Origin of the sequence: Pseudomonas sp. 102515 (genome assembly GCF_031085165.1) — a bacterium.
Classification (GTDB): domain Bacteria; phylum Pseudomonadota; class Gammaproteobacteria; order Pseudomonadales; family Pseudomonadaceae; genus Chryseomonas.
In genome coordinates this window covers 829508-847148 of sequence record NZ_JAVHTY010000003.1, presented here as the reverse complement: position 1 = coordinate 847148, position 17641 = coordinate 829508, and the positions used below count along the sequence as shown (strand labels likewise).

Genomic DNA, 17641 nt, shown 5'->3' with positions numbered 1-17641 from the left:
GGGTTTCGACGATGGAGCCGTCTAGACCCAACCTACGGCAGGGGGGCAAGCGCAAGCGGAATTTCCGTAAGCTGGGTCGAGCGCAGCGAAGCCCAACGACCGCCGCGTTACACCAGATCGGCGTTGAGCAACGCGTCTGGCGTCAGCTCGACACCCTTCCAGCGAAAAGCCACCGGCCGCAACACCTGGGTGGTCTGGCCGCGCATCTCTTGCCACAGCTCATCGAGCCGGCGACCGTTGTCCGGATGCCGCCGCTCGCCGGCCAGCAGGGCCAGCGGCCAGAGCACGAAGGCGTTGCGCAGGATCTCGGTGCGCGGCAGGGTCAGGCCGGCGAACGCGCCGGCCAGGTCGCCATGCAGCAGGATGTCGATGTCCAGCGGCAGGCCCTGGCGATCCGGTGCATAGCGACCGCTGCGGGTTTCGATGGCCTTGAGTCTCTGACTCAGGGCCGCCGGATCGAGGTCGGTGTCACCTGCCACCACCAGATTGAAGAAGGGCGCACTGCGGATACCCACCGCCTCGCTTTCGAAGACCGGCGAGCACTGCATGTCGGTCAGCAGCGTTGCGAGCTCGTCTAGGGCCATGCCCAGGTGCTGCTCGCGCTGGATATTGCTGCCTAGCCCCAGATAGACCCGGGTCACGCCTGCCCCCGCTCGATCTCCACGCCCACGCCTCGGGCGGTCGGCACCGCGCCGGGCTTGGTGATGCGCAGGCGCAGCCAGGGCAGCTTGAATTCTGCCTGCAACTGGGCAGCCAGGCGCTCGGCAAAGGTCTCCACCAGTTCGAAGGCGGTCTCGTGGGCGAAGGCGGTGATGCGCTCGGCCACCGCCGCATAGTTCAGGGTGTGGTCGAGTGCGTCGTTCGCGGCCGCCGCGCGGATGTCCCAGCCCATGGTGAGATCGATACGCAGGCACTGGCGGATGTCACGCTCCCAGTCATACACCCCTATCACGGTGTCGACCTCGAGTCCCTCGATGAAAACCTTGTCCACTGCCTTTGCCTCGCACCTTTGCCGTGCTCTGTTTGATCGTCACCACCGGCCTATCGTCGGACGGCGGGCTGTCGGTAGAATCGAGCCTTCTCCTGGCGCGGAACCCTACCATGTTCTGGCTGCTGCTCCTGCTGGCCTATCTGCTGGGCTCGCTGTCCTTCGCCGTGCTGCTCAGTCGCCTGTTCGGCACCCGCGACCCGCGGCACGACGGCTCCGGCAACCCCGGCGCCAGCAACATGCTGCGCCTGGCCGGGCGCAAGCTGGCGCTGCTGACCCTGGCCGGCGACCTGAGCAAGAGCCTGATCCCCGTGCTCATCGCCCAGCACCTGGGACTTTCGCCCCTGCAGCAGGCCTGGATCGGGCTGGCCGCCGTGGTCGGCCATCTCTATCCGCTGTACTTCCATTTCCGCGGTGGCAAGGGCGTCGCCACCGCGGCCGGGCTGCTGCTCGGCCTCTATCCGCCGGCGGCCCTGCTGGGGCTGGTGCTCTGGGCTGTGGTGTTCGCCAGCCTGAGGATCGCCTCCCTGGCATCGCTGGTCGCCGTGCTGGGCATCCTGCCGCTGTTCGCCTGGCAACGTCCGGATTTGCTGCCGCCGATGCTGCTGCTCGCCCTGCTCATCCTGATTCGCCATAGACACAACCTGCGCGCCCTGCGCCAGGGGACCGAGCGTCATTTTTGACCCTGGCGCCGCCCGGGGATTACCCGGCGACGCCCTCCGCCCGTCTCAGAGCGCCGCCAGCTGCTCCATGGGCCAGCGTGCCTTGACGGCGATGGCCGGACCTTCCTGCTGGCCGGCCAGCAGGCGCTGGCAACCGGCGTAGGCGATCATGGCGCCGTTGTCGGTACAGAAGCGCGGCCGCGCATAGAAGACCTGGCCGCCCAGCTCGCCGAGCATCTGCTCCAGGTTCTGCCGCAGCGCCCGGTTGGCACTGACGCCACCGGCGATCACCAGCGACTTGAGCCCGGCTTGCTTCAGCGCGCGCTTGCACTTGATCGCCAGGGTCTCGACCACCGCGGTCTGGAAGGCCAGGGCGATGTCGCACCGGGTCTGCTCGCCATCGTCACCAGCGGCCTTGCAACGCTGCCAGGTGGTGAGGGTGAAGGTCTTGAGGCCACTGAAGCTGAATTCCAGACCGGGCCGATCGGTCATGGGTCGCGGAAAGACGAACCGCCCCACGGCACCACGTTCGGCCAGGCGGGCGATCTCCGGTCCACCGGGATAGCTCAGGCCCAGCAGCTTGGCGGTCTTGTCGAAGGCCTCGCCGGCGGCATCGTCCAGGGACTCGCCCAGCACGGTGTAGCGGCCGATGCCATCGACCTGCACCAGCTGGGTATGGCCGCCGGACACCAGCAGGGCGACGAAGGGGAATTGCGGCGGCTGCTCTTCGAGCATGGGCGCCAGCAGATGACCTTCCATATGGTGAACGCCCAGGGCGGGCACGCCCCAGGCCAGCGCCAGCGCCTGGGCACAGGCCGCGCCCACCAGCAGCGCCCCGACCAGGCCGGGGCCGGCGGTGTAGGCGATGGCGTCCACCTCTTCAGGGCGGCTGCCCGCCTCGTCCAGCACTTCGCGGATCAGCGGCAGCATGCGCTTGACGTGATCGCGCGAGGCCAGCTCCGGCACCACGCCACCGTAGACGCGATGCAGATCGATCTGGCTGAACAGCGCATCGGCCAGCAGGCCGCGCTCGCTGTCGTAGAGGGCGACGCCGGTTTCATCGCAGGACGTTTCCAGTCCCAGAACACGCATGGAGATAAGCCTTCGAGGGTATAGAATGTCAGGCTGCGCATGATAAGCGCCGCTTCTGGCACCGGCCAGCGCTTTTCGTCCGCCGGGGCTTGGCAGCGGGGCAGTTGAAGCGTTACTATCCGCAACCCTTAAAAACCGACGCTTCCCGTGCCCTTTTGCCGCTAGCGTTGGATTAAACCTCGGTAAATTTGAAGGTACGACCTGGATGCCCAACGTCAAAGTCAAAGTCAAAGAAAACGAACCCTTCGACGTAGCGCTGCGTCGTTTCAAGCGTTCCTGCGAGAAGGCCGGTGTACTGGCCGAAGTTCGTAGCCGCGAGTTCTACGAAAAGCCCACCGCCGAGCGCAAGCGTAAAGCTGCCGCCGCGGTCAAGCGCCACGCCAAGAAAGTACAGCGCGAGCAGCGCCGTCGCGAGCGTCTGTACTGAGTTACAGCGCTTCTCTGGCGTCATCAAACAACCCGACCTCTGGTCGGGTTGTCTGTTTCTGGCCTTCCCGCTTCGCCCAGGCGCCCGCTGGCGCTAGACTCTCCTCCTGGCCATTTGGCCTGCCCCGCTCTTCGCCCTTCCATCCAGACGCTGACCATGGCCGGACTCATCCCGCAAGGCTTCATCGACGACCTGCTCAATCGCACCGACATCGTCGAGGTGGTGGGCGCACGGGTGAAGCTCAAGAAGGCCGGCAAGAACTGGATGGCCTGCTGCCCCTTCCATAACGAGAAGACGCCCTCCTTCAGCGTCAGCCCCGACAAGCAGTTCTACTACTGCTTCGGCTGCGGCGCCGGCGGCAACGCCCTGGGCTTCATCATGGACCACGACAACCTCGAATTCCCCGAGGCGGTCGAGGAACTGGCCAAGAAGGCCGGCGTGGACGTGCCGCGCGAAGAGAGCGGTGGCCGGCGCAAGCCACGGCAACCCACCGACTCGCCGCTCTATCCGCTGCTGGCCGCGGCCGCCGAATTCTATCGCCTGGCGCTGCGCAACCATCCCAAGCGCCAGGCGGCGGTGGACTACCTGAAGAAGCGCGGCCTCACCGGCGAGATCGCCCGGGACTTCGGCCTGGGCTTCGCCCCGCCCGGCTGGGACAACCTGGGCAAGCACCTGGGCGGCGATGACCTGCAGCAGAAGGCCATGCTCGACGCCGGCCTGCTGGTGGAGAACGCCGAGAGCGGCAAGCGCTACGATCGCTTTCGCGACCGGGTGATCTTCCCGATCCGCGACAGCCGTGGCCGGGTGATCGCCTTTGGTGGCCGGGTGCTGGGCGACGACAAGCCCAAGTACCTCAACTCGCCGGAAACCCCGGTGTTCCACAAGGGCCAGGAACTCTACGGCCTGTTCGAGGCACGCAAGCACAACCGCGACCTGGACGAGATCCTCGTCGTGGAAGGCTACATGGACGTCATCGCCCTGGCCCAGCAAGGCATCCGCAATGCCGTGGCCACCCTGGGCACCGCCACCAGCGAAGAACACATCAAGCGGCTGTTCCGCATCGTGCCGAGCATCCTGTTCTGCTTCGACGGCGACCAGGCCGGCCGCAGCGCCGCCTGGCGCGCCCTGGAATCGGCCCTGCCGGTGCTCAAGGACGGCTTCCGGGTGCGCTTCCTGTTCCTGCCCGAAGGCGAGGACCCCGACACCCTGGTCCGCGCCGAGGGCGCGGATGCCTTCCAGGCGCGCTTCGTCCAGCAGGCCCAGCCCCTGGCCGAGTACTTCTTCCAGCAACTGATGATCGAAGCGGATCCGGCCACCCTGGAAGGCAAGGCGCACCTGGCCACCCTGGCAGCGCCGCTGATCGAGAAGATTCCCGGCAACAACCTGCGCCTGCTGATGCGCCAGCGCCTGAGCGAACTCACCGGTCTCGGCAACGACGCCCTGAGCCAGCTGGCACCGGCCGCACCGGCCGCACCGGCCGCACCGGCCGCACCGGCGCAGGATGTGCCACCCATGGACTATGGCGACTACGCCTACGCCCACGCCGAAGAGGCGCCGGCGCAGCCGCAGTGGACGCCACGCCGCGAGAGCAAGGGCGGGCGCGACGGCAAGGGCTGGAAAAAGGATTTCAACGGCAAGGGGGGCGGCGAGCGCATCCCGCGCCAGCCACCGGTCAAGGTGGAGACCCCGGTGCTGGCCGCGCTACGCAGCCTGCTGCATCACCCGAACCTGGCCCAGGCGGTGCAGGACGCCCGCAACCTGGCCGAGGAAAGCGATCAGTACGCCCAGCTGCTGGTCGCCCTGGTCGAGGCGCTGCAGAAGAAACCGGGACAGAGCACCCTGGCGCTCATCGCCCGCTGGCACGGCACCGAACAGGGCCGACTGCTGCGCGCCCTGGCGGAAAAAGAGTGGCTGATTGCCGGCGACAACCTTGAACAACAGTTTTTCGACACCATAACGAGGTTAGCCGCCAGCCAGCGTGATCGCTCGCTGGAGCAACTCCTACGCAAGGCGCGACAGAGCGAACTGAGCTCCGAAGACAAGGACCGCCTACGCGAACTCCTCAGCCGTCCGGCGGGGTCCGTGACCTAACTGGCACGACCACCGTCTAACCGGCTATAATGTTCAGCTATTTTTGCCCGCCTAAGCCTTCAGTGGAAGGGTACCTATGTCCGGAAAAGCGCAACAGCAATCCCGTCTGAAAGAATTGATCGCCCGCGGTCGTGAGCAGGGTTACCTGACTTACGCGGAGGTCAATGACCACCTACCGGAGGATATTTCAGATCCGGAACAGGTGGAAGACATCATCCGCATGATCAATGACATGGGGATCAACGTATTCGAGACCGCGCCGGACGCTGATGCCCTGCTGCTGGCGGAAACCGATACCGACGAAGCCGCTGCCGAAGAAGCCGCCGCCGCCCTGGCCGCAGTGGAAAGCGATGTCGGCCGCACCACCGACCCGGTGCGCATGTACATGCGTGAAATGGGTACCGTGGAACTGCTGACCCGCGAAGGCGAGATCGAGATCGCCAAGCGCATCGAGGAAGGCATCCGCGAAGTCATGGGCGCCATCGCCCAGTTCCCGGGCACCGTCGACTACATCCTCAGCGAATACACCCGCGTCACCACCGAAGGCGGTCGCCTGTCCGACGTCCTCGCCGGTTACATCGATCCCGACGACGGCAGCCTGCCGAACGAGAGCGAGGTCCTGCCCGTCCCGAACAAGGCCACCGATGCCAAGGCCGTGGACGACGAGAAGGACGACGAGGAAGAGAGCGACGACGCCGACGAGGAAGAAGGCGACGGCGGTCCGGATCCGGAAGAGGCTCGCCTGCGTTTCGGCGCAGTCGCCGAGCAGCTGGAAAAGACCAAGAAGGTGCTGAAGAAGCACGGCCGCGACAACGACCACGCCGTGGAAGAATTCGTCGCCCTGGCCCTGCTGTTCTCGCCGATCAAGCTGGTGCCCAAGCAGTACGAAGCCCTGGTGATCCGCGTGCGCGAATCCCTGGAGCGGGTGCGTGGCCTCGAGCGCGCCATCATGCAGCTCGCCGTGCGCGATGCGCGCATGCCGCGTGCCGATTTCCTGCGCCACTTCCCCGGCAACGAGACCAACACCGAATGGACCGCCGGCCTGCTCAAGGGCAAGCCCAAGTACGCCGAAGGTCTCGAGCGCTTCCAGGCCGACATCAAGGCCAAGCAGGCCCAGCTGGCCGAGCTGGAGCGTGACTACGAGCTGAAAGTCTCGCAGATCAAGGACATCAACCGCGCCATGTCCATCGGCGAGGCCAAGGCCCGCCGCGCCAAGAAGGAAATGGTCGAGGCGAACCTGCGCCTGGTGATCTCCATCGCCAAGAAGTACACCAACCGCGGTCTGCAATTCCTCGACCTGATCCAGGAAGGCAACATCGGCCTGATGAAGGCGGTGGACAAGTTCGAATACCGCCGTGGCTACAAGTTCTCCACCTATGCCACCTGGTGGATTCGCCAGGCCATCACCCGCTCCATCGCCGACCAGGCGCGCACCATCCGGATTCCGGTGCACATGATCGAGACGATCAACAAGCTGAACCGGATCTCCCGCCAGATGCTGCAGGAGATGGGTCGCGAGCCGACCCCGGAAGAGCTGGGCGAGCGCATGGAGATGCCCGAGGACAAGATCCGCAAGGTGCTCAAGATCGCCAAGGAGCCGATCTCCATGGAGACGCCCATCGGCGACGACGAGGATTCGCACCTGGGCGATTTCATCGAGGACAGCTCCATGCAGTCCCCGATCGAAGTGGCCACTAGCGAAAGCCTCAAGGAAGCCACCCGCGACGTGCTCTCCGGCCTCACCGCCCGTGAAGCCAAGGTCCTGCGCATGCGTTTCGGCATCGACATGAACACCGACCACACCCTCGAGGAAGTGGGCAAGCAGTTCGACGTCACCCGCGAGCGTATCCGCCAGATCGAAGCCAAGGCCCTGCGCAAGCTGCGCCACCCGTCCCGCAGCGAACACCTGCGCTCCTTCCTCGACGAGTAAGGCGCCCACGCTGCACCAGAAACCGGAGCCCAGGCTCCGGTTTTTTTATGCCCGACAAGGGTTTGGCGATCCCCGCCACCCCCGGTATACTCCACCGCGCTATAGGGCCTATAGCTCAGTTGGTTAGAGCAGAGGACTCATAATCCTTTGGTCCACGGTTCGAGTCCGTGTGGGCCCACCAGCTTTCAGGAGCCGCGCGTTGCGCGGCTTTTTTGTGCCTGCACCTCGCCGTTCATGCCTCTGGCGCTCATACATGCAAAAGCGCCAATACCCCAACAACCACCCCTCCCCCCGCCACCCCATACACCGCCGCCTGCAACCAACGCCGCCGGGTCAGCAGAGTGATGGCGGCCAGGGAGATGGCGACCTGCATGAGCATGGTGGCCTGGGCCCAGCGGTGGTGGCGGTGGAGCTGGGTTTCGCTCAGGGCTTCGTTGGCATCGACCTTGGCTTCCAGCGCTTCCGCCTTGATGCGGATCTCGGCCTTTTGCTGGGCGTAGCGCTGGCTGTCCTGGGTGAAGCGCTGGGCGGTGTCGGGGTTGGTCGCGAGCGCGGCGCCCAAGTCGGCAAGGTTCTGCTTTTCGCCCTTGGCCTGGTAGTAGCCCCACTGGTTGGCGGCTTCGGTCTTGGCGATGGCTTCTTCGTTCTTGTAGTAGAGCGCCAGGCTCTCGGCGTTGCCGCCCTGGTAGGCGCAGAGGGCGCCTAGCGTCGCGAGAATGGCGGTGGTGACGGCGATGCGGCCGGTAAGGCTATCGCGGCGATGGGCGCCGTGGGCGGCGTGCTCCACTTCGTGGTCGTGGGGGCCGTGGACTTCGTATTCGCTGGACAAGGCTCAGCTCCGCTGCGGATTCCTGCGGCGAGGCTAGCCGGGCTGGCTTAAGGCCTTCTTAAGAGTTGGGCAAGCGCGCCTGCAGCCAGCGGCGCAACGGACCGGCCACCCAGCGCTGCATGGCCAGGCCGAGCAGGACGATGAGCGCCAGGTGCAGCGGCAGCATCCAGCCGGGGATGGGGATGGGCAGCGCCAGTGCCTCGCTGACGTCCTCGGCCAGGTCTTCGAGGCTATCGCCGGCCAGGTGCATCCAGCCCAGCAGGGTGCGGGTCCAGGGTTCGAGCACGCCGATCAGCGGGGTGTGGACGGCGAAGATGCACAGCGAGGCCTCGCCGAGGCGCTGGGCCAGGCGGCGCACGCCGGCGCGGCCGGGTTCGCCGAAAGTGGCGCAGGCCAGTAGCACCACGGCCTGGAAAGGCGTGAGCAGGCCGTTGTGGACTAGGTAGAACCAGCGGCGGCCATCGCCTTCCAGCAGCAGGGCGCCCAGCCACAGGCCGGTCAGGCCGAACAGCAGCAGCGGCACGCGCAGGCGCTGGGTCGTCTCGGCCACCCAGGGCTCCTGCACGGCGCGATAGAGCAGGATGCCGAGCAGGAATTCCGGTAGGCGGATCAGCGGATTGCGATGGATGACGCCCACGGTCACGGTATCGAAGGCCTGGGCCCAGGTGGCCACCAGCGGACCGAGCAGATAGAGCCCCCAGAGCACGGCAGCGGCCAGGGCCCAGCGGCGCAGGCGCATCAGCCGCGGGCCGAGCAGCGGAAACAGCAAATAGAAGAACAGCAGCGCCGAGATCGACCAGGCAGCGCCGTTGAGCCAGAGAAAGCGCGGCTCCCAGGACTGCAGCAGGAGCAGTTGCAGGAGGACATGGGTGGTGGCGGCCAGCCAGGACAGCGGCAGCATCTCGTCCAGCGCGCCGCCCTCTTCCACCTGCAGATAGGGGTGCTGGTTGTAGTAGACCGGCACCCCGTGTTCCAGCCAGGAATCCTGGGACAGCCAGTAGGACAGTCCCAGGGCCACCAGCAGGGTGAGCAGGTGGATGGGATAGAGGTTGCACAGCCGCCGCAGGACGAAGCCGCGCGAGCTGCCCTTGAGCGCGCCCTGGCGATCCAGGCTGACGTGGGCCAGCAGGAAACCGGAGAGCAGGAAGAAGGTGCTGGTGGCGAAGAAGCCCATACCGGCCAGGCGGCGGAAGGCATCCGGCAGATCGCTGTAGAGGCCGCCCAGGTGGTAGACGACCATGTACAGCGCCATGAGGAATCGCAGCCATTCCAGGCCGTAGTAACGGGCGGTGGGGCGGCTTGCGGTTGAAGAGGTCATGGCGGCGGTTTACGGCGGATAGAATCTGATTATAAGCCGCCCGGGCAGGACCCCTGTCGATGTTCATGACAAAAGCATGACAACTGGTTTCCCAAGATTGCCAGGCGCCGCTCAAGACCCTGCCGCTCGGGAGTCCTGCGGTACTTGAACCGGGCCCGGCTCAGCCAGCGAAAGCGGGCTCCGGCAACCCCTGCACCCCCGGGTCCAGGGCGAACAGCCCACCCGCCAACGGCTGATCGGTGAGATCGCCACCCGGACGGATGGACGTGACGAACAGGGTGTCCAGGTTGCGTCCGCCAAAGGCGCACATGGCCGGCTTCTTGACCGGTACGGCCAGGGAGCGATCGAGGCGACCGTCGGGCGTGAAGCGATGGACCAGGCCGGCATCGTTGCCGCAGATCCAGTAGCAGCCGTCGACATCCACCGCGGCGCCATCCGGCCGGCCGGGATGGGCGTTCATGTCGACGAACAGCCGCCGGTTGCTGGGTATGCCCGTGTCGGGATCGTAGTCGAACGCCCAGATCAGCTGGCGGCTGGGATGGGAGTCGGACAGATAGAGGGTGCGGCCATCGGGGCTCAGGGCCAGGCCGTTGGGTACGATGAGGTCGTCCAGCAGCAGCCGGGTGCCCTCGCCGGCCGTATGGCTGTAGAGGCGACCAACCGGGGCGCCCTTCGCCATGTCCTGCACCATGGTGCCCACCAGGAAGCGGCCCTGACGATCGCAGCGACCGTCGTTGCACCTCATGGCCGGCTGGGCATGGTCGAGGGCGACCAGGCGCTCGCCGCTGAACTGGCCGGAAGCCTCGGCCTGCAGGGCGAAGAGGCCGCTTTCCAGACCGGCGAGCCAGCCGCCACCCTCGCGGGCGGCGATGCAGGCGAGCATTTCCGGTGCGCTCCAGCTGTCCAGGGCGCCAGCCGGGGTCCAGCGGTGCAGCCGTTTGGCCGGGATATCGACCCAGTAGAGCGCCTGTTCGGCGACCTGCCAGACCGGGCATTCGCCAGTGGCGTTGCGGGCATCGACGAGCAATTCGGCAGTCATGATGGCCCTCCTCAGTCGTCGAAGGGGCCGGTGGCGACGAAGGCACCACCCTGGTAGACCATGGACGGATCGTCCGCCGCTGGCATGGGCTGGGCCTCGACCTTGGCGCGGAATTGCTCGGAGTTGTCCTTGGGCTGGAAGCCCAGGTGCGCGGCCAGGCGGTTGTCCCACCAGCTGTCGCGGTTGGCGGAGGCGCCATAGACGATGGTATGGCCGACGTCGGGCGTGGTCAGACTGCGCAGGATGAGATCGGTCAGGTCTTCGTAGCTCAGCCAGGTAGCGAGCATGCGGCGATTCTGCGCCTCGGGGAAGGAGGAGCCGATGCGGATGCTCACCGTCTCGATGCCATAGCGATCAAAATAGAAGGTGGCCAGGTCCTCGCCAAAGGCCTTGGACAGGCCGTAGTAGCTGTCCGGACGCTGGGGCACGCTGGCGTCGATGCGCTGGTCCTGGCGATAGAAGCCGATGACATGGTTGGAGCTGGCGAAGACGATGCGCTTCACCCCGTGACGACGCGCGGCCTCATAGAGATTGAAGGTGCCGCGGATGTTGGCTTCGAGGATGGGTTCGAAGGCATGCTCGGTGGAGATGCCACCGAAATGCAGGATGGCATCGACGCCTTCCACCAGGGCATGGACGCCGGCCTTGTCCGCCAGGTCGCAGATCACCACCTCTTCCGCCGGGCCTTCGGCCGCAGCCATCGGCGCGATGTCGGACAGCCGCAGGATCTCGGCATGGGGTTTGAGCCGCTGGCGCAGCTCCTTGCCCAGGCCGCCGGCAGCGCCGGTCAGCAACAGACGGTGGAAAGGTGACGAGGAGACTTTGGACATGAGCGGGCGCCTTCTTATGGAGTTATCTGGCAAGAGGTACGACATCCCACCTCTTTTCGCGATTCTCGCGGGCGCCTGGAATCCTGTCAATGCTACCTAGGCCGGTAGGCAAGGCAGCCGCAGGCGGAAGGTCGCGCCCTGCCCGGCGATGCTTTCCACGTGCAGGCTGCCACGGTGCGCCTTGACGATCTGGTCGGCGATATAGAGGCCAAGGCCCAGGCCGGCGATGTTCTCGGTGCCGCTGGCGCGCTCGAACTGGCGGAAGATCAGCGCCTGGTGCTCCACCGGGATACCGATGCCGTGGTCCTTGACGCTCAGCTCCACGTCGGCGCCGTCGCTGCGCAGGGAAATCTCCACCGGACGCCCGGCGCCGTATCTCATGGCGTTGGTCAGCAGGTTGGTGATCACCTGCTCGATGCGGAATTCATCCCAGTAGCCAGGTGCCGGGCCTTCGGCGTGCAGCTCCACCGGGCAACCGGCAGCAGCGAATTGCGAGGCGAAGCTGTCGACCACGGTGTTGACCAGGGCGGCGAGGTCGCACTGCGAGGGGCGGATGGACAGCTTGCCGGTGCGGATGCGCGAGATGTCGAGCATGTCGTCGATCAGGTGCACCAGGCGCTGGATCTGCCGCTCGTCACGCTCGGCCATGCCGGCCAGCTTGTCGGGGGTGAAGGCCTCCAGCTTGCCCTTGTCCAGGTACATGCGGCGCAGCTGGGCTTCGAGCATCAGGGTGTTGAGCGGCGTCTTGAGTTCGTGGGAGACCATGGACATGAAGTCGTCGCGAGTGCGTACCGCCTGCTGCAGCTCGACCTGGGTCTGGCGCAGCTCGGCGAGCAGGATCTCCTGCTCCTGGCGACTCTGCTCCAGGGCCACCAGTTGCTCGGCCAGGCGCTTGCGGTGCCAGTAGAGGTCGACGAAGACCCGGGTCTTGCTCTTGACCGCGTGGACATCGAGGGGCTTGTGCAGGAAGTCCACCGCACCACTCTCGTAGCCCTTGAAGGCATAGTTGAGGTCGCGACCGGCGGCGCTGACGAAGACGATGGGGATGTGCCGGGTCTTTTCCAGGCCGCGCATCATCTCCGCCAGTTCGAAACCGTTCATGCCCGGCATCTGCACATCGAGGATCGCCAGGGCGAATTCGTGCATCAGCAGGAGCTCCAGCGCGGCCTCGGCGGAGCTGGCCTGGAAGATCTCCAGCGCCTCGCTGCGCAGCAGGGCTTCCAGTGCCAGGAGGTTTTCCGGCAGGTCGTCTACGAGCAGGAGCTTCGCCTGTTCGACGGGTACTTCAGCCATGGTCGCGTTCCAGCTCGATGAGCAATAGATGGATGCCCGGCACATCCAGCACGAAATCCGGGTGGAATCTCTTTAGCGCCGCCTCGGGCATGGTCGGCACCTCGGCCGACTGCGGCGACTGGACGACGGTGACCGCTCCATTCTGAGCCAGGGCGTGCAGGCCGCTGGCGCCGTCGTGGTTGGCGCCGGTGAGCAGGACGCCGCAGACCTGCTCGCCCAGGGCGTCGGCTGCGCTTTCGAACAAGACATCGATGGACGGCCGGGAAAACTGCACCGGCTCGTCGCGTGACAGCGACAGGGTGAAGTCGTCCTCCACCAGCAGGTGATAACCCGGCGGCGCGAAATACAGGGTGCCGGGCAGTATAGCGTCCTTGTCCTCGGCTTCGCGTACCCGCAAGGCCAGCCGCTGCTGAAACAGCTCGGCCAGGCGCGAGGTGCGATCGTCCGGCAGGTGCAGCACCACGGCCAACGGCAGGCGGTAACTGGCCGGCAGGGTCGAGAGCAGGCGCAGCAGCACCTGCAGCCCGCCGGCAGAGGCTCCGATGACGATGAGGCGCAACGGCTTCAGGGGCGGGAACATGCTAGAGCCTGCGGAACAGCCGTTCCTGCTTCACCACCGGCTCGAAGTGGTTGGCATAGGCGGAGAAGTCCAGCGACTCCTTGCTGCCCAGGCCGAGAAAGCCGCGATGACTCAAGGACTCGTGGAACAGGCCGAGTGCCCGATTCTGCAGATTCTTGTTGAAGTAGATGAGCACGTTGCGGCAGGACACCAGCTGCGTCTCGGAAAAGACGCTGTCGGTGGCCAGGCTGTGGTCGGCGAAGGTCACGTTGGCGATCAGCGACTTGTCGAACAGGGCGCCATCGTAGGCCGCGGTGTAATAGTCGGAAAACGCACGGGTGCCGCCGGCTTTCTGGTAGCTGGCGGTATAGGCGCGCATCCGCTCCAGCGGAAAGATGCCCTGGCGGGCCTTTTCCATGGAGCGCGGATTGATGTCGGTGGCATAGAACAGGGTGCGCTCGAGCAGCCCTTCTTCCTGGAACAGGATGGCCATCGAGAAGACTTCCTCGCCGGTACTGCAGCCGGCGATCCACACCTTGAGCGAGGGGTAGGTGCGCAAGACCGGCACCACCTGCTGGCGCAGGGCGAGGAAGTAGCCGGGATCGCGAAACATCTCGCTGACCGGGATGGTGATGAATTGCAGCAGCTCGGCGAACAGCGCCGGATCGCGCAGCACCCGCTCCTGCAGCGCCGAGATGCTCGGGCAGTCGAAGCGTGTCAGCGCCTGCAGCACCCGGCGCTTGAGCGAGGCCTTGGAGTAATTGCGGAAGTCGTGGCTGTATCTCAGGAAGATGCCTTCCAGCAGCAACCTCAGCTCGATGTCCTGCAGCCGTTCGCTCATGACCTACAGCCGCTCCAAGGACGGCATCCAGACGCGGATCAGCGAGAACAGCCGGTCCAGGTCGATGGGCTTGGCCAGGTAGTCGCTGGCGCCGGCGGCGAGGCAGCGCTCCTGATCGTCCTTCATGGCCTTGGCGGTGATGGCGATGATCGGCAGCTTCTTCATGTGCGGCCGCTTGCGGATCTCGCGCATGGCTTCGTAGCCGTCCATCATCGGCATCATGATGTCCATCAGCACCAGGTCGATGGTGTCGCTGTTATCGAGCTTCTCCAGCGCTTCCAGGCCGTTGCGGGCGATCTCCACCTTGGCGCCCTTCTGCTCCAGGGCACTGGTGAGCGCGAAGATGTTGCGCACGTCGTCGTCCACCAGCAGCAGGGTGCGGCCGTCGAAGGCCTTTTCGCGGCTGCGGGCGCTTTCCAGCATGCGCTGGCGATCGAGCGGCATGTCGGCCTCGATCTTGTGCAGGAACAGGGTCACTTCGTCGAGCAGCCGCTCCGGCGAGCGCGCGCCCTTGATGATGATGGAGCGCGAATACTTGAGCAGCGCCGCCTCTTCATCGCGGGTCAGGCTGCGTCCGGTATAGACGATCACCGGCGGGAAGGAGCAGATGTCCTCACTGGCCATGCGTTCGAGCAGTTCGCCGCCTTCCATGTCCGGCAGCTTGAGGTCGATGACCATGCAGTCGTAGACCTCGTCGCGCAGCAGTTCCAGGGCCTGGCTACCCATCTCCACGGCGGTGATCTCCACGTCCACGTCGCCGATCAGCTTGGCGATGCTGTCGCGCTGCAGGGCGTCGTCCTCCACCAGCAGCACCCGCTTGATGCCGGCGGCGAACTTGGCTTCCAGGCGGGTGAAGGCCTCACGCAGTTCGTCGCGGGTGGTGGGCTTGATGGCGTAGCCGACTGCGCCCATGTGCATGGCGGTCTCGATGCGATCCGAGGCCGAGACCACGTGCACCGGGATGTGCCGGGTCAGGGGATTTTCCTTGAGTCGCTCCAGCACCGTGAGGCCGGAATGATCCGGCAGCCCCATGTCCAGCAGGATGGCATCGGGACGGTATTCCAGCGCCGCGGCGAAGCCTTCCTCGGCCCGATGGGCCACCAGGCAGCTGTACTTCAGTTCGTGGGCCAGATCGAAGAGGATCTGCGCGAAGGGCACCTCGTCTTCGATCACCAGTACCCGGCGATCCGGATAGGGCCAGCTGTCGCGGTCGTCGGCGAAGGCCGCTCCCACGGGAGCCGCCGCCTCGGTGATCGGCGGTGCGGCCGGCGGACGCGGGGTGGCGGCCAGGGCCGGCAGGGGCGCGGATGCCGCGGCCGGAGCGGTGATCGCGGCAGGGGCGGTGACTGGAGTGATGGGCAGAGCGGGCGCGGCGGCTTCCTGGTACTCCAGCGGCAGGCGCAGGGTGAAGGTACTGCCCTCGCCCGGCTGGCTGGTGACGCTCAGGGTACCACCCAGCAGCAGCGCCAAGTCGCGGGAGATCGACAGCCCCAGGCCGGTGCCGCCGTAGCGACGGGTGATGGCGCCGTCCGCCTGGCGGAAGGCCTCGAAGATCAGCTCCTGCTGCTCGGAGGCGATGCCGATGCCAGTATCGCTCACGGCGAAACTGGGCTGGCCGTCTTCCAGCGACAGGCGCAAGGTCACCTGGCCGTGCTCGGTGAACTTGAAGGCGTTGGACAGCAGGTTCTTGAGGATCTGCTCGACCCGCTGGCGATCGCTGAGGAAGGCCGGCGGCATCCGCGCATCCAGCTCCACCACGAAGGCGACGCCCTTGTTCTGGGCCACCGGCTCGAAGGCGGTCTTCAGGGCTTCCACCAGGCGGCGCACGGACATCTGCTCCGGGCGGATCTCCAGCATGCCGGCCTCGACCTTGGAGATGTCGAGGATGTCGTTGATCAGGGTCAGCAGGTCGTTGCCCGCCGAATAGATGGACTCGGCGTAGCGCACCTGCTCGCTGCTGAGGTTGCCGGCCGGGTTGTCCGCCAGCAGCTTGGAGAGGATCAGCGAGCTGTTCAGCGGCGTGCGCAATTCGTGGGACATGTTCGCCAGGAATTCGGACTTGTACTGGCTGGCCCGTTCCAGCTCGCGCGCCCGGTCTTCCAGCAGCTGCTGGGCTTCGTTGAGGCGATTGTTGCGGTCGTCCAGCACGTCGCGCTGCTGCAGCAGTTCCTGGGCCTGCTCGGAGAGCTGCTCGTTGGTCTGTTCCAGTTCGGCCTGCTGCTGCTCCAGATGAACCTGGGATTCCTTGAGCGCCTGGGACTGTTCTTCCAGCTCTTCGTTGGCGGTGCGCAGTTCTTCCTGCTGTACCTGGAGTTCTTCGTTGAGTTGCTGGGTTTCCGCCAGCACCTGCTGCAGCCGTTGGCGATAGCGCGCGGCCTCCACCGAGGAGCCGATGGAGTCGGCGATCAGGGTCAGCAGTTCTTCGTCTTGCGGACGCAGGGCGCGCAGGAAGCCCAGTTCGACCACGCCATTCACCCGGCCATCGTTCTCGATGGGCACGATGAGCGCCGCACTGGCCTGGCGTTCACCCAGCGCCGAATTGACCTTGAGGTAGTCGAGGGGCAACTGGTCGAGCGCCACGAGGCGCCCGTCCAGCACGGCTTGCCCGGCCAGACCCTCGCCCGGCGCCAGGCGCTGGCGACGGCGACGGCCCTCGTCATCGAGGGCGTAGTCGGCGACGCGCTCCAGGCTGCCGTCGTCGAGCCGGACATAGAGGGCACCGGCCGCGGCGCTGAGATAGCGCGCCAGGAATTGCAGGATGCTCTGCCCCAGCGGCGCCAGCGTCGCCTGGCCGATGACCGCTTCCGACAGCTGATTCTGGCCCGAGCGGAACCAGCTCTGGCGCTCCAGATTGTCGGTGTGCTCGACCTGCTGGTCGAGCAGCCGGGTGTAGGTCGCGGAGAGCCGCATGAGTTCGCGGCGACCAAAGAAGGCCATGATGCCCGAGAGCAGCAGGCTGACGATGAGGAAGGCGGCGACGAAGATCACCGTCATGCGGCTGGCCGTCGCGGTGCGCTCGGCGCGCATCTGCTCTTCGTAGGCGATGAAATCAGTGTAGTCGCGACGGATGCTGTCGATGCGATTCTTGCCCTGGCCGTCGCTCAGCGGGGTCTGGAAATCCCCTCCGGTGCGCCGCGCCTCGATCGCCTGGCTGGCGTATTGGCGCCACTCGCGGTGCACCGCTTCGATCCGCTCCAGTCGGCGGATCTGCACGGCGCTGTCGCTGACCAGATTCTTCAGTTCATCCAGTTGCGGCTCGACGTTGGGCAGGGCGCGCTCATAGGGCTGCAGGAACGCGGTATTGCCGCTCAACAGATAGCCGCGCATCCCGGTTTCCAGATCGACCACCAGGCGGAAGTTGGCGTTGGCCTCGCTGATGACACGGTCGGTGTGCTCGACCCACTGGGTGACCTTCAGCAGGTAATAGATGATGGCGATGAAGAAGATCGCGCTGAAGACACCGATGCTCAGCGGCAGGGAAAGATTGCGCTTGAGGATCTGGCTGAAGAGCTTCTGATCGAGGGGCGACTCGCGATTCATGGGGTCTGAAAGCCTTGTACGGGACAAAACGGTCGGCGACGGCAAAGCCTCGGCCTGCGGAGGGGTGTCGTCACTGACCGCGGCGCAACCGACGGTCGATCAGGGATACCGACACGGGCTGGCCGAGAGGCCTCGAACAGGACCATGGGAGGCGCGCCCGCCTAGCTCGGACGTCTTGCTCCCTGGCCCCCTTCGCTCCGGT

At 65.9% G+C, this 17641-nt stretch carries 15 protein-coding genes and 1 tRNA gene; 5 read left to right on the top strand and 11 right to left on the bottom strand.

The window, feature by feature from the left end; genetic code table 11:
* Nucleotides 1-107 precede the first annotated feature (107 nt).
* Entirely contained in the window at nucleotides 108-641 is a 534-nt protein-coding gene (gene folK / locus RCF34_RS15330; RefSeq protein WP_308708915.1) for a 2-amino-4-hydroxy-6-hydroxymethyldihydropteridine diphosphokinase, read from the bottom strand.
* Nucleotides 638-991: a dihydroneopterin aldolase gene (gene folB / locus RCF34_RS15325; RefSeq protein ID WP_308708914.1), complete on the bottom strand. Its 354-nt coding sequence runs from the start codon at nucleotides 989-991 to the stop codon at nucleotides 638-640. The genes folK and folB overlap by 4 nt, the downstream gene beginning before the upstream one ends.
* 110 nt (nucleotides 992-1101) lie before the next feature.
* On the opposite strand from folB, the gene plsY reads away from it, so the two are divergent.
* Entirely contained in the window at nucleotides 1102-1671 is a 570-nt protein-coding gene (gene plsY / locus RCF34_RS15320; protein WP_308708913.1) for a glycerol-3-phosphate 1-O-acyltransferase PlsY, read from the top strand.
* A 45-nt stretch (nucleotides 1672-1716) separates the two neighbouring features.
* Here plsY and tsaD read toward each other — a convergent pair whose 3' ends face one another.
* Nucleotides 1717-2742 carry a tRNA (adenosine(37)-N6)-threonylcarbamoyltransferase complex transferase subunit TsaD gene (tsaD, locus tag RCF34_RS15315; RefSeq protein ID WP_308708912.1) on the bottom strand — a complete coding sequence of 342 codons (1026 nt, stop codon included), beginning with the start codon at nucleotides 2740-2742 and terminating at the stop codon, nucleotides 1717-1719.
* A gap of 205 nt (nucleotides 2743-2947) precedes the next feature.
* On the opposite strand from tsaD, the gene rpsU reads away from it, so the two are divergent.
* From rpsU to RCF34_RS15295, 4 genes are all read left to right on the top strand, one after another.
* Nucleotides 2948-3169: a 30S ribosomal protein S21 gene (gene rpsU, locus RCF34_RS15310; RefSeq protein ID WP_308708911.1), complete on the top strand. Its 222-nt coding sequence runs from the start codon at nucleotides 2948-2950 to the stop codon at nucleotides 3167-3169.
* Between the two features lie 156 nt (nucleotides 3170-3325).
* A complete protein-coding gene (gene dnaG, locus RCF34_RS15305) occupies nucleotides 3326-5260 on the top strand; it encodes a DNA primase (RefSeq protein WP_308708910.1) in 1935 nt (644 codons plus the stop codon).
* A gap of 76 nt (nucleotides 5261-5336) precedes the next feature.
* On the top strand, nucleotides 5337-7190 hold the full coding sequence (gene rpoD, locus RCF34_RS15300; RefSeq protein ID WP_187980515.1) for an RNA polymerase sigma factor RpoD: 1854 nt from the start codon (nucleotides 5337-5339) through the stop codon (nucleotides 7188-7190).
* Between the two features lie 104 nt (nucleotides 7191-7294).
* Nucleotides 7295-7371, top strand: a tRNA-Ile gene (locus RCF34_RS15295).
* A gap of 66 nt (nucleotides 7372-7437) precedes the next feature.
* Here RCF34_RS15295 and RCF34_RS15290 read toward each other — a convergent pair.
* The 8 genes from RCF34_RS15290 to RCF34_RS15255 form a co-directional block, all read right to left on the bottom strand.
* Nucleotides 7438-8019, bottom strand: coding sequence for a DUF4337 domain-containing protein (locus tag RCF34_RS15290; protein WP_308708909.1), 582 nt, complete (start codon nucleotides 8017-8019; stop codon nucleotides 7438-7440).
* Nucleotides 8020-8077: 58 nt separating this feature from the next.
* On the bottom strand, nucleotides 8078-9337 hold the full coding sequence (locus RCF34_RS15285; RefSeq protein WP_308708908.1) for an acyltransferase: 1260 nt from the start codon (nucleotides 9335-9337) through the stop codon (nucleotides 8078-8080).
* 160 nt (nucleotides 9338-9497) lie between these two features.
* Nucleotides 9498-10376 (bottom strand): SMP-30/gluconolactonase/LRE family protein, encoded by an 879-nt coding sequence (locus RCF34_RS15280; protein WP_308708907.1) that lies wholly within the window; start codon nucleotides 10374-10376, stop codon nucleotides 9498-9500.
* Nucleotides 10377-10387: 11 nt separating this feature from the next.
* Nucleotides 10388-11206 (bottom strand): NAD(P)-dependent oxidoreductase, encoded by an 819-nt coding sequence (locus RCF34_RS15275; protein WP_308708906.1) that lies wholly within the window; start codon nucleotides 11204-11206, stop codon nucleotides 10388-10390.
* Between the two features lie 96 nt (nucleotides 11207-11302).
* On the bottom strand, nucleotides 11303-12499 hold the full coding sequence (locus tag RCF34_RS15270) for a hybrid sensor histidine kinase/response regulator (protein WP_308708905.1): 1197 nt from the start codon (nucleotides 12497-12499) through the stop codon (nucleotides 11303-11305).
* Nucleotides 12492-13079 carry a chemotaxis protein CheB gene (locus tag RCF34_RS15265; protein ID WP_308708904.1) on the bottom strand — a complete coding sequence of 196 codons (588 nt, stop codon included), beginning with the start codon at nucleotides 13077-13079 and terminating at the stop codon, nucleotides 12492-12494. Before RCF34_RS15265 ends, RCF34_RS15270 begins: the two co-directional genes overlap by 8 nt.
* Nucleotide 13080: 1 nt before the next feature.
* A complete protein-coding gene (locus RCF34_RS15260; protein WP_308708903.1) occupies nucleotides 13081-13899 on the bottom strand; it encodes a CheR family methyltransferase in 819 nt (272 codons plus the stop codon).
* 3 nt (nucleotides 13900-13902) lie between these two features.
* Nucleotides 13903-17439, bottom strand: coding sequence for a response regulator (locus RCF34_RS15255; RefSeq protein WP_308708902.1), 3537 nt, complete (start codon nucleotides 17437-17439; stop codon nucleotides 13903-13905).
* Between the last annotated feature and the right edge of the window lie 202 nt (nucleotides 17440-17641).